This is a genomic window from Paenibacillus sp. MDV22-iso6 (assembly GCF_058408365.1).
In genome coordinates this window covers 29958-42753 of sequence record NZ_JBZVDZ010000008.1, presented here as the reverse complement: position 1 = coordinate 42753, position 12796 = coordinate 29958, and the positions used below count along the sequence as shown (strand labels likewise).

The window sequence follows — 12796 nt, the reverse complement described above, 5'->3', positions numbered from 1 at the left end:
GAAGTCGGAGGAGTTGCAGAATCCAATGAGAAAATACGAAATCATCGCCGAATCACTTAAGCAATGGATTCAGGACCAATTGCGGCAGCAGAATAGTGGACAATGGCAGGACAAAGGAATCAAACTGCCGGCTGTGCGTGTTCTGGCTGAGCAGTATCAATGTAGTGTGAGTACAGCCATACGTGCGTATGAGTGGCTGGAAGAGCGGCATCTGGTCTACGCCGTGCCTCAGTCCGGGTATTATGCGGTACAGAATGGAGCCGAAGTGGAGGATGGAGAGTGGCAGGGACCACTGGATTTTGCCTCCGCAGCTCCTGATCCGCGAGTATTCCCTTATTCCGATTTTCGCCATTGTGTGGACCAGGCAATGGAGAAGAAACAGGCGGATTTGTTTTTATATGGAACCGAGAGAGGCTTGCCTTCCTTGATTGAATTGCTGCAGAAGCAATTCGCCGATTATCAGGTGTTTGCCCGGAAGGAGCAGTTCTTTATCACTTCAGGGGTGCAGCAAGCTCTAGCTGTGCTGGCGTTAATGCCTTTTCCAAATGGGAAAAAGCAGGTGATGCTGGAACTGCCGGGTTATCATAATATGCCTTCTCTTTTACAAGGTCTAAATGTACCTATTGCAGGTGTCAGACGCTCTCTGGAGGGCCTGGATTGGGACGCGCTCGAACGACAGTTCCGCGAAGGAGACATCAAATTTTTTTATGTTATGCCACGGTTTCACAACCCGATTGGGACTTCCTTGACGGCAGCTGAGAAGAAAAAATTGATCCGCCTGGCGCAGCGTTACGATGTCTATCTGGTAGAGGATGATTTCTTGGCTGATTTGGAAGAGAACACGAAGCAGGACCCATTATGGTCCTATGATACAGAAGGGCGAGTCATTTATCTGAAAAGTTACTCCAAAATCCTGTTTCCCGGCCTGCGGATTGGCGTGGCTATTCTGCCTGCAAGTCTTACTGCATCGTTTAGTAAATACAAAAAAATGCTCGATATTGACACTGCAGTACTATCCCAGGCAGCACTTGAAGTCTACATCCGTAACGGGATGTTTGCCCACCATGGCAAAGTCATCCGCAGTCGTTATGCTGCCCGGATGAACAAGCTGTATCAACAGCTTAATGCTTACCCGGACTTTGCTCCGTTTGTGAATGCACCACGCACAGGAGGGGAGCATACGGTTCTGCCACTGCCTAAGGATATGCCACTCAAGGTCTTGCTGTCCCGGTTGGAGCAACGGGGAGTGATTGCCGATACAACAGAACGATATTTTCCGGAGGGTGCACAGGAGGTACATCAGGATAAAATGCTGCGGTTAAACATATCCAATGTACCTAAGCAACGGATCAAGGAAGGGCTGAGGATTATCCGTGAGGAGATAATGAAACTGCAAAAGGCGTCCACACAAGCGGAATAATCGCTTGTGGGACGCCTTTATTTCATGTGATTAATTTAATTTCAGTGACATGCTATGCTGCGACTTGTGAATTGTTAGATAACGGTTTACGCCTGAGCCATAGCTTTGAAGGAAGCTTCTGCGGCTTCCAATGTTTCTTGAATATCCTTGTCCGTATGTGCAGTGGTCAGGAACCAGGCTTCATATTTGGAAGGAGCCAGATTAATGCCACGATTCAGCATATGACGGAAGAAGGAAGCGAACAGTTCCCCATCGGTATCCTGGGCTTGATCATAGTTCGTAATCGGATGGTCACAGAAGTGGGTGGAAAAGGCACCACGAATTCGGTTAATGGTTAACGCAATGCCATGACGATCCGCAGAAGCCTGAAGGCCTGTTGTCAGATCAATCGCAAGACGTTCCATCTCCGCATATACACCTTCGCCTTGCAGAACCTCCAGACAAGCGATACCCGCAGAGATAGACGCAGGGTTACCAGCCATCGTTCCGGCTTGATAGGCCGGGCCGAGTGGAGCAACCTGCTCCATAACCTGTTTACGACCGCCGTATGCACCGATGGGCAGACCGCCGCCGATGATTTTGCCAAGTGCAGTCAGATCGGGTTCGATCTCCGCATGATTGTCCAGTCCCGCGTACGTCTGTGTGGAGCCATAGTGGAAACGGAAGGCTGTAATGACCTCGTCGTAAATAACGAGTGAGCCGTTATCCCGAGTCATGGCACAGAGTCCTTCCAGGAAGCCAGGTTCTGGCATAACCATACCGAAGTTGCCGACAATCGGTTCAACCATGACTGCGGCGACATCATCGCCCCAACGCTCCAGAGCTGCTTTCAGGCTGTCCAGATCGTTGAAAGGTACCGTGATGACTTCATGCGCAATGCTCGTTGGAATACCTGCACTATCCGGAATACCCAGCGTGGAAGGCCCCGAACCTGCTGCCACAAGGACCAGATCGGAGTGACCGTGATAACATCCGGCGAATTTCACGATTTTATTACGTTTGGTGTAGGCGCGGGCAACCCGGATGGTGGTCATGACCGCTTCTGTACCGGAGTTTACAAAACGAACCTTGTCCATTGAAGGAATGGCTTCCTTCAGCATTTTGGCGAGCTTGATCTCAAGTTCCGTAGGCGTACCGTACAGTACACCATTGGCTGCTGCCTCGGTAATCGCTTGGGTAATATGAGGGTGAGCATGTCCTGTAACAATTGGGCCGTACGCTGCGAGATAATCGATATAACGGTTGTCGTCGACATCCCAGAAGTGCGCACCTTGCGCCTTTTTCATAAAGACAGGTGCACCGCCACCCACCGCTTTGAATGAGCGGGAGGGACTGTTCACACCTCCTACAATATGTTGAAGTGCTTCTTCGTATAAAAGCTCGGAACGGGAACGTGATGGATTCATAAGATAACTTCCTTTCGTATTAGATAAACCAAACACAGCGAGAGGGCAGCATATGGGCTGCCCTCTGCGTGTTGCGATTCATTACTGTGCGGGTTGCTTGGAGTTTTGTTCGTCACCACTTGCCGTTTTGTCTTCGGCTCCAGTAGTACTGCCTTCCTCTTGAGCAGGTGGATGAATGATATCTTGAATATATTGCTTAAGTTTTTCTTCACTGGTTACCGTCAGCACCTCAGCTCCGCCCGGTGTACGCTCTTCCTTGAGCATTTTCATTGGCGGGATTTGCTCGCTGCCGTTCATGCTGCTCTGATATCCGAGTCCGCCTAGCTTCCACATGTCGGAGAGGGTCAGATTCGTATCTACATAAGGATTAACTTCTTCCAGAATGGAAGGCAGTTTGGCAATGGTTGTCGTTGACTGCATTTTCGCTGCTACAGCTTTCAGGAATTCACGCTGCCGCTCGGAGCGGGCATAATCCGACATGGCATCATGACGGAAGCGAACGTACATGAGAGCCGTATCGCCATCCAAATGCTGGTAGCCTTTTTTCAGATCAATATCGTATTCATTATTGTCCGCTTTACTTGTATAGTGCATGTCCTTCTCTACGTCAAAATCCACACCGCCAACGGCATCCACCAATTTGATGAATCCTTGGAAATCGGTATACACATAATACTGAACAGGGATACCCAGCAGGTCTCCAGCAGCTTTCATTGCTACGTTGGGACCATGGGTAATAGCAGTATTGATTCGTTCCTTGCCATATCCGTCAATGTTGACGTATGTGTCACGCAGAATGGAGAATAGATTAATTTTTTTGGTGAGTGGGTCAAGCGAAACGACCATCATGCTGTCAGAACGAGGAACTTCCCCCTTCTCCAGCCCGCGGGCATCAACACCCATAACGAGAATATTAACCGTTTCGGTGCCTTCCCATTTCGGAGGATCCGGTGTACTTACTTTTTCAACATTTTCGATACCGGCAAACGGCGATTCATCGCCTTCCTTTTGCAAGCCATTCAACTGATTGAGAATAGAACCGAAATAAAATGCCGCAGCGCCTCCAACAATAAGCACGAAGGCGGCAAGAGAAATCCAAATGGTTCTCTTCGTCTTTCTGGTCATGCTAGCTCTCCTTTGTATTCAAAATAAATGAAGATGAGTCCAAATTGATTTAGCCCGGGCTTTCCGTACACGACATATCTGTGAGATACAACAGAGGACGCGGCCTCAGACTATTTTTTAAAGCTTGCTGAATTTTGACTGATACTATTATAATTTCTTTTTGGGCTACAAGCAATTTCAACAAAATCCAAGTGAGGTATAATCATGCTGGCGATTGATGTCAAAGATTTACGCAAGTCGTTTAGCGTCCAGAAAAGTCGAGGAGGGCTTAAGGGCGCATTTCAGGATCTGTTTGCACGTCAATACCAGGAGGTCTTGGCTGTAAATGATATTTCATTTCAAATTCCGCAAGGCGAAATATGCGGATATATTGGGGAGAACGGTGCCGGTAAATCAACAACGATTAAGATGTTGACCGGCATTTTGGTGCCTACTTCAGGGCAAATATCGGTTGGTGGATATGTTCCGTATCAGGAACGTGAGAAGTTTGTGCAGAATATTGGTGTCGTATTTGGTCAACGCAGCCAACTCTGGTGGGATATCGGTGTTATTGAGTCCTTCCATCTGCTGCGCAAGGTGTATCGAGTAGGTGAGGTCGATTTCCGCAAACGTCTGGATGAACTGGTTGAGCGGTTACAGCTTCAGGATTTGCTGAACCGTCCTGTTCGTAAGCTCAGTCTTGGACAGCGTATGCGCTGTGAGCTGGTCGCTGCGCTGCTGCACAATCCAGATATTGTTTTCCTGGATGAGCCTACCATTGGTCTGGATATTGTTGTGAAATCGGAAATCCGTGAATTTCTGAAAGACATGAATAAGGAACACGGAACAACCATTTTGCTGACAACCCACGATCTGCAGGACATCGAAGCTTTATGCTCTAGAGTTATTATGCTCGATGCGGGCAATATCATCTATGATGGCGGGTTGGATCATCTGAAATCCCAGTGGGGCAAGGAACGGGAGATCCGGTTCAAGTTTGGCACTGCTCATCCCATGGAACAAATGCTGGAGTGGACTGCTGCGCTCCCTGTTCGCTGGACGGTGGAGAATGAACTGTCCGCATCGGTCTGGATTCCACTTGAACTCAACGTGTCGGATGTGCTGGGACGCGTCGTTGGACAGGCAGATATTACCGATATTCAGATTATTGAGATTAACACGGATGAGATTGTGCGCAGTATTTACCAATCCGGTTCCGCCGAGCGTCCCGAGATTGTGGGCGCAAAGAACGAAGCGGTGGGTGTATCCTAAGATGAATAGTGCATTTTTTGATTTTATGCGCATCCGGTTCCTGACGATGCTTGCATACCGGGTGAATTATTATTCCGGCATTTTGATATATACGCTGAATATCGGCGTGTATTACTTTACGTGGCAAGCCATTTACGGCAGTAGTGGTGAACTGGGCGGTTTTACGGCAGCTCAGATGACGACATATGTGGCTGTATCGTGGATGGCGCGTGCGTTTTATTTTAACAACCTGGACCGAGAAATAGCCGCAGACATTCGGGATGGCTCCATTGCCATTCAATTCATAAGACCGATCAACTATGTCATGGTCAAAATGATGCAGGGTCTGGGCGAAGGTATTTTCCGTTTCCTGCTGCTTATGATTCCTGGAATGCTCATTGCGATTCTGTTGTTCCCGGTTGAACTGCCCACGGCGCCGTCCGCGTGGATTGGCTTTCTGGTCATGCTGTTCTTCAGTTTCCTCATTAATTCCCAGATTAATGTCATTACGGGGCTGGCCGCATTCTTTGTGGAAAACAATGAAGGCATGATGCGTATGAAACGTGTCGTGGTTGATCTGTTCTCAGGTCTGATCATTCCAATCAGCCTCTATCCGGGCTGGATGTCCGCAGTGATGAAAGTATTGCCTTTTCAGGCCATTACGTATCTACCCGGTTCGGTTTTCACCGGAAGAGTGGAAGGCACAGGCATCTGGAGCGTACTCGGCATTCAGGTGTTCTGGTTTGTCATACTGCTCATTCCGATGATGCTGATCTGGCGTCAGGCGCGCAAGCGTCTGTTCGTGCAAGGAGGATAACAGAGTGTACTATATGGGTCTGATCTGGGAATATTTAAAAAATTACATGAAAACACGTCTCACGTACCGCGCCGATTTTTGGGTTGAAATCCTTTCGGATTTGCTGTTCCAGGCAACCAATCTGATCTTTATCTTTGTGGTTTTCCGACATACGGATAATTTGGGCGGCTGGAGTGAGAGTGAAGTCCTTTTTGTTTATGGATATTTTATGGTGCCTTACGGCATCTTCAGTTGCTTTATCAATCTGTGGGGGTTCAGTGAACGGTATATTGTCAAAGGCGAGATGGATCGCATATTAACACGACCTGCGCATAACCTGTTCCAGATTTTACTTGAAAATGTGGACCCGCCTGCACTCGTTGGTTCGTTTATCGGTCTGATCATTATGGTCATCAGCGGTGCGGAGATGGGGCTTGTGCTGGAGTGGTGGCATATTCCGGCCCTCATTATTCTTACTATTAGTTCAGTGCTAATCTATGCAGGTATCTATATCACCTTGACGTCGTTATCATTTTATTCGGACGCGCCTACAGGTATCCTGCCATTAATGTACAACATTCAGGGATATGGACGTTATCCGGTAACCATCTATAACCGCGCGATTCAGGTCCTGTTAACGTGGGTCATTCCATTTGCCTTCGTGGGCATTTATCCGGCAGCCCTGTTCCTGGAACGATCCGAAATGCATCGTATGGCGATGTTGACACCTGTGATGGGATTGGTGTTTGGCTCCATCGGTCTTCTGCTATGGAATTATGGCGTGAAGAAGTATCGCGGAGCAGGATCATAACAGATATCCATTGAAAGTATAGACGAGATATAGGAGGAAATGAGATGACATTAACCGAAGGCAAGCTGGCACCAGACTTTGAACTTCCGTCCAGTACGGGAGAGACGGTAAAACTCTCCGATTATCGCGGACAGCGGGTGCTGATATATTTTTACCCGAAGGATATGACTTCTTCCTGCACACAGCAGGCATGTGATTTCCGTGATCGTCATGAGGAGTTCAAGGGATTAAATACAGTTATTCTGGGGATTAGTATTGATCCGATGAAGCAGCACGACAAATTCATTGCCAAATACGGCTTACCATTCATCCTGTTATCCGACGAAGAACATCAGGTTGCCGAACAATACGGCGTATGGCAGCTCAAAAAGATGTATGGCAAGGAATACATGGGGATGGTACGCTCCACGTTTCTTATTGATGAAGAGGGTATACTGCTGAAGTCGTGGTCTAAAGTGCGAGTCAAAGGGCATATTGAAGCAGCACTTGAGGCTTTGCAGCAACTTTAGGAAGGTAAACTCGTCTGTTCTCTATACAACAAAAAAATGTTCACTTCATAATAAAGGCTGTATTCGCGGGTTATACCGTTAATACAGCCTTTTTATGTGGGCAATCGTTCTGGAGGAGACTGATTTTTTCTGTTCTTGCCAAAGCGAATGCGATGAACAAGTAAAAGCAACAGAGGAATAATAAAACTGCAAGTAATGTCCCAATCCACCCATGCAGGCATGATGGTTTCGATATAAAAAATGACATTGGGGGAGATCAGGATGGCCAATGCAAACATGAGCAAGGATGAAGGGAGAATGAGTGGTTTGTATGTTTTCAACTGAAACAGCTGAGCTAGTCCGATAACAAAAGCGAACATGTACAGCAGGCTTTTGAAATAGGTCGCAATTAACCAGGCAGTAGCCATGAAGGCTTCAATTCGCTCAAAGAAGTTACCGATATTAATTTTTTGAGACAGGGTGTACGAAATGAAAATATTATGCTGGGTTAGGAAAGGACCCACAACCATAAGGGAAAACAATAGCAATACACACAGGAGCAGACCTCCGCAGAAAGTGGCAAGCAACAAGTCTCGTTTAAGGTGCGGCCCTCGCATTACATAAGGAAGAATCATAGTAAGCACGAGCAGCTCCCCGAAGGCGGTAAAGGATCCGCGAATAACGGTTTCAATCAAATGAACCCGGCTGATGTTAAAGATAGGCTGCAGATGTGAGACATCTATTTTGGGCAGCAAACCCACGAACAGGAGAACCATAAAAACAAAAACAATAGGAGTCAATAGTTCACTGGTTGCTCCCATGGTTTGCAATCCTTTCATTAGGCCCCAGATCAGGGAACACATGAGCATAATCAAAATGACACGGATGGGGGTCTGGAGGTAGATTTGAGTCGTCATGAAGTCTCCAACTTCCCGGATACAGATGGCAGCGCCTATAGCGAAATAGAACAGGTAACCAGCAGACAAGACTGATCCAATCCATGGACCAAGCAATTTCTTGCAAATTTCGATTAAAGATAGTTCAGGGTAGGTTTGTTGTAGTTTGTACAAAATCCAAATGATAAATAGACCGATGGGCTGACTGAGGAAAGAGCATATCCATGCATCCTGTTTACCCAAGGTTGTGACCAACGAAGGATAGATCAGAATCATATCCCCAACCATGACAAGAAAGGTAAGCAGGGCAAATTGCCGAATGGTAATTTTATCTTTAATTATCATGGTCTCCAGCCTCCTTCCTGACATATTAGAACTCCAGCATTGCCTTATCCCGAAGGCTTGTTTTTCCAACCCTTTTTGAACATATGCACCAACAGTAACAGCCCTGGCAATATAATGCTCAATGTGGTATCCCAATCTACCCAATATGGAACGACGGTAATGACGATGAAGGTCAAATTGGGCGAGACCAGATTGGCAAGGCCAAATATAAGCAATGTTGCAGGTAGGATGAGTATCCGATACTGCTTTAGCCTAAATAGTTCGGCGCATCCGAGGATAAATGCGTACATATACACCATCGCTTTAACATACGTGGAGATGAGCCAGGAAGAAGCCATAATGGCTTCAATACGCTCAAAAAAGCCACCAATGCTAATCTTCTGAGATAAAATAAAGGAAGCATAGATGTTGTGCTGTGTAAGGAAAGCACCTAGAACAAGCAGGGAGATGGTAACCAATATAGCCAGCAACAAGTTGCCAAGTCCTGCCGCCATAAGAACATCCCGAGTTCGGTGAGCCTGTTTTAGCGTGTAGGGAATAATCATCATAATGGGGACCAGTTCACCTACGGGATATATGATACTTATGAGAATACCCTGCAGGATGGGAACAACGCCAGTATCTGTAGCAGGCTTTAAATTGCTGGGATCAATCTGAGGTAGTAGACAGAATGCAAGCACGAGAATAAACACGATAAGGATAGGCATCAGCAATTCACTGCTTCTCCCCATCGTCTCCAGACCATGATATAACCCCCAGCCAACTGTAATAACAAACATCAGAATGATGACTCGAATCGGGGTGTACTGAAAGATTTGGGAAGTTAGGAAATCTCCGACCTCTCGGGTGTGCGTAGAGGCACCTATTACAAAAAAGAATAGGTAAAATGCGGATACAAGACTGCCTGGCCAAAATCCCAGAATGCTCCGTGAAATCTGTATCAGATTTTCCTCCGGATACAGACTGCACAGCTTTAAAAACATGAGCGTGAGGGCCATTCCCAACGGAACCCCGACAAGAGCGCATATCCAGGCATCTTGTTTGGCATAGGATGTGATGACCGAGGGATAGATGAGCATCATATCCCCGACCACCATCATAAAAATGAGGATGGACAATTGTCTTGTTCCGATGCGACCCTGTTCAAGCATAATGTCCCCTCCTTTTTTCCTTAAGTTCCAGTCAAGTGTGCCAGAAATTGATTTACAGGTTCATAGATCCATATGATGAGATACAGTGGGCTTGGGATTTCCCACAGGTTGGCCGCAAAGACACTGAGAATGGTAGCCAAGAGCAGTAAGACACTGTAAACAGCCAATTCTTTCCATTCCTTGCTACGTATGAGCCCCGGCAGATCGAACCACCCAATGACCCCTGCGGTCACAATGACACTAAGTGTAATTAACACCTGTCTCACTCCCTAATTTGATCTTTGAACGAATCATCCAGTGTACCTACACGTTTGATTTGAACATTGACATCGTAATGAACATCCAGATTTTCCAAATAACTATCCCAATCTTTCTCCACCTTTTTGAAGAACTTGGGATCAGCATGGTAGACCTCTTGCCCGAATCCGAAAATATCAACGTGAAACTTGCGCTGTACCGATTTGATGGATTTTTGCATCAGTTCTACAAGCCGTTCCTCACTGTCCTGTTCCAATTCCTTGAGTACTTTCATTGAACCGATTTTGATTCCACATTCAACGGCACCTATGGAAGATACATTTTTGATTTTAATATTGATTAAAGGGTGATCTGCTACGACTTTTGCTTTCCGTTTGGTCGTTGTACGAAGTGTTTTGAAGGTAACATATCCTTCTTTTCGGCAGGGAAGATGGCTGATGGTGGATACCACATTGTTTCGAATGTAGTTATATCCCTTGGATTCATCCTCGGTTAGCCACCCAATCAGCTTGTCTCCCTTGAATACAGACAGTCCTGTTGAGTTGAGGCTAGCAGGAGCTTTAATGGTCGCAATGTTAGCTTGACTTCCACTTTTCTCAGGTTGACCAACAACCTCCACTCCGGTAATTACAGGCTGTATTCCAGGAGCCAAAATGTATTCCATTAACTGATCCCCAGTTACGGTTGTTGTGGGTGACCAAGTCTTGGTGGATACATCCAATGAATTGAACATCTTCTCCGCAGGTAAATTTTCAAGTGGTGTCAGCACATCTAGCACCTTGGAAGCTGTTGTATTTCGTGCAACCATGACGTAATAGTCAGGACGAACCGTAGGCTCGCGCATTAATGCTTCTGTGATATCATAAATGCCCACTTTGCGAGCATACTCTTCGCCAATGACCATCACGCGGATATGTGCCATGAATATACGACGTGGGCTAGATTCCGTTAACTTTTGAATGGCTTCAAACAAGGTAGGCGCAGAAGCCTGATACTGAGTCACAGGCGTTCCTTTACCTCCTCCTGACTTGGAGGATACTTCATTGGGAACAACCACTTGAGCACTAACCTTAATCATATCGCCATCCTTGTCTACACCAAGACCCAGCATGATGCCAAGCTCATTGAGTTCCTGTCGATCCCAGCATCCGGTAAGGAGAGGGAGCAGAACGGCAAAAGATAGAATCAATTGTAAGCATTTGTTCATACACGTTCTCCTTACCGATTATCGCTTCGTTTTTTTGTTAGCTTGTCTGGTTTCGTTCACAGTTCCGGTAGAGAGCGGACGGGTTTTCATCCGGGTCCAAGGCACGCGGAATATGGTATCTTTGAGATCCTTCCCGATGTAAGGTGCGAACGGGGACATATAAGACACACCAAAAGATCTTAAACTGCATAGATGGGTTACTGTAATCAGTAGAACCATCAGAATTCCGTAGAAACCAAAGGCAGCAGCCAGAATCATCAGGACAAATCGCAGAATCCGTACAGAAATGGAGAGTCCATTTTCCGGAATAACATAGCTGGATATCGCTGTAATGGATACGATAATAACCATGGCAGCCGATACAACGCCAGCATCTACTGCGGCCTGACCAATAACAAGGGTACCTACGATGGAAACGGCTTGACCGACGGTCTTTGGAATACGGATGCCGGCTTCCCGCAAAATTTCATAGGTCAGCTCCATCAATATGGCTTCGATGAATGCCGGAAATGGAACACCTTCTCGCTGAGCTGCCAGACTAATAAGCAGGTTGGTGGGCAGCATCTCCTGATGAAAGGTAGTAATGGCAATATAGAAGGATGGAGCGAGCAGCGCAATAAAGAACGCTAGATAACGAATCATTCGAATCAATGAGCTAATATCGGCCCGTTGGTAATAATCTTCGGGGGACTGAAAGAAATGAACAAACAGAGCGGGAACAAGCAGTACGAAAGGAGTACCGTCTACAATGATCGCGACCCGACCTTCAAGCAGTGCGGCGCATACGGTGTCTGGTCGCTCACTGTTATAGACCGTAGGGAAGATCGTACCTGTTTTGTCCTGCACGAGCTCCTCGATATATCCACTTTCCAGAATAGCGTCAATATCAATTTCATCAAGCCTTCGCCGCAGTTCTTTTATAACCTCTTGATCGACGATATGCTCCAGATATACCACGGCTACCCTGGTGTTGGTGACTCGGCCAAGCTCCCTTTCTTCAATCCAGAGATGGGGGTCACGAATTCGTTTGCGGATCAAGCCTGTATTCGTTCGCAAATTTTCATTAAAGCCCTCCATGGGACCGCGAACAACCGTTTGGGAGATGGGTTCGCCGACGGCACGGTCTTCCCAGCCCGCTGCTGCGATTTTCAGGCCTTGATTCGATCCTTCAAGCAGCACAACGGCAAAGCCTGCCAAGAGAGCATCAAGGACGTCTTTCATCTCCTCGATTAATATTACGTTGCTGGCCACCAAGACATCATTCTGGAGATAGATCAGATGCTCATTTTCCGCTGAGAAGTCAGGCAGCTCACGGGTTTGTAACAAGGATTCCAGGATGGAATGATTCACAATCTGCACGTCTACCATCCCATCGATGTACAACATGACAGAAGGCCATTTGTGCAAACACTGCAGAGGACGAATCATCAAGTCTTTGCTATTCCCCATCACCTTCTTACAATAATCCGTATTTTCCGTAAGATTCGGAGATATTCTCTGATCCTGGCTGCTCTGCGCTGTTGTACTCATTCCTTCACCCCTTATACACCCTATATTTGCAAATTAGTATGACCTGGATGAATCAGGATTATCACAAAAGTGTTATTAAATATCCCACAAAATAAAAAAAGGACATTGTCAATCCTTATATATTAGAATATTA

General features: G+C 46.6%; 12 protein-coding genes. 5 read left to right on the top strand and 7 right to left on the bottom strand.

The window, feature by feature from the left end; all coding sequences use genetic code 11:
* Positions 1-25: 25 nt before the first annotated feature.
* Positions 26-1420 (top strand): aminotransferase-like domain-containing protein, encoded by a 1395-nt coding sequence (locus AC4PM4_RS21905; RefSeq protein WP_090953912.1) that lies wholly within the window; start codon positions 26-28, stop codon positions 1418-1420.
* A gap of 86 nt (positions 1421-1506) precedes the next feature.
* Here the strand turns inward: AC4PM4_RS21905 and AC4PM4_RS21900 are convergent, their stop codons facing one another.
* On the bottom strand, positions 1507-2826 hold the full coding sequence (locus AC4PM4_RS21900) for a glutamate-1-semialdehyde 2,1-aminomutase (RefSeq protein WP_491614580.1): 1320 nt from the start codon (positions 2824-2826) through the stop codon (positions 1507-1509).
* A gap of 81 nt (positions 2827-2907) precedes the next feature.
* A complete protein-coding gene (locus tag AC4PM4_RS21895) occupies positions 2908-3951 on the bottom strand; it encodes an LCP family protein (protein WP_072734829.1) in 1044 nt (347 codons plus the stop codon).
* Positions 3952-4155: 204 nt separating this feature from the next.
* Here AC4PM4_RS21895 and AC4PM4_RS21890 point away from each other — a divergent pair, with 204 nt between their 5' ends.
* From AC4PM4_RS21890 to bcp, 4 genes are read left to right on the top strand one after another with little or no spacing between them, the layout of a single operon-like run.
* On the top strand, positions 4156-5202 hold the full coding sequence (locus AC4PM4_RS21890; protein ID WP_063568167.1) for an ABC transporter ATP-binding protein: 1047 nt from the start codon (positions 4156-4158) through the stop codon (positions 5200-5202).
* A gap of 1 nt (position 5203) precedes the next feature.
* Positions 5204-5998, top strand: a complete 795-nt coding sequence (locus tag AC4PM4_RS21885) for an ABC transporter permease (protein ID WP_053779604.1) — start codon at positions 5204-5206, stop codon at positions 5996-5998.
* Positions 5999-6011: 13 nt separating this feature from the next.
* Positions 6012-6788 carry an ABC transporter permease gene (locus AC4PM4_RS21880; RefSeq protein ID WP_170867911.1) on the top strand — a complete coding sequence of 259 codons (777 nt, stop codon included), beginning with the start codon at positions 6012-6014 and terminating at the stop codon, positions 6786-6788.
* A gap of 44 nt (positions 6789-6832) precedes the next feature.
* Entirely contained in the window at positions 6833-7297 is a 465-nt protein-coding gene (gene bcp / locus AC4PM4_RS21875) for a thioredoxin-dependent thiol peroxidase (RefSeq protein ID WP_063568169.1), read from the top strand.
* A 92-nt stretch (positions 7298-7389) separates the two neighbouring features.
* Here bcp and AC4PM4_RS21870 read toward each other — a convergent pair whose 3' ends face one another.
* The 5 genes from AC4PM4_RS21870 to AC4PM4_RS21850 are packed head-to-tail and all read right to left on the bottom strand — an operon-like array spanning position 7390 to position 12663.
* Positions 7390-8517 carry a GerAB/ArcD/ProY family transporter gene (locus tag AC4PM4_RS21870; protein WP_491614578.1) on the bottom strand — a complete coding sequence of 376 codons (1128 nt, stop codon included), beginning with the start codon at positions 8515-8517 and terminating at the stop codon, positions 7390-7392.
* A 44-nt stretch (positions 8518-8561) separates the two neighbouring features.
* Complete coding sequence (locus AC4PM4_RS21865; protein ID WP_063568171.1) at positions 8562-9668, bottom strand: GerAB/ArcD/ProY family transporter; 1107 nt, start codon at positions 9666-9668, stop codon at positions 8562-8564.
* A 20-nt stretch (positions 9669-9688) separates the two neighbouring features.
* Complete coding sequence (locus tag AC4PM4_RS21860; RefSeq protein WP_063568172.1) at positions 9689-9925, bottom strand: hypothetical protein; 237 nt, start codon at positions 9923-9925, stop codon at positions 9689-9691.
* A gap of 5 nt (positions 9926-9930) precedes the next feature.
* Positions 9931-11133, bottom strand: coding sequence for a Ger(x)C family spore germination protein (locus tag AC4PM4_RS21855; RefSeq protein ID WP_072734826.1), 1203 nt, complete (start codon positions 11131-11133; stop codon positions 9931-9933).
* Positions 11134-11151: 18 nt separating this feature from the next.
* Entirely contained in the window at positions 11152-12663 is a 1512-nt protein-coding gene (locus AC4PM4_RS21850) for a spore germination protein (RefSeq protein ID WP_491614576.1), read from the bottom strand.
* Positions 12664-12796 lie beyond the last annotated feature (133 nt).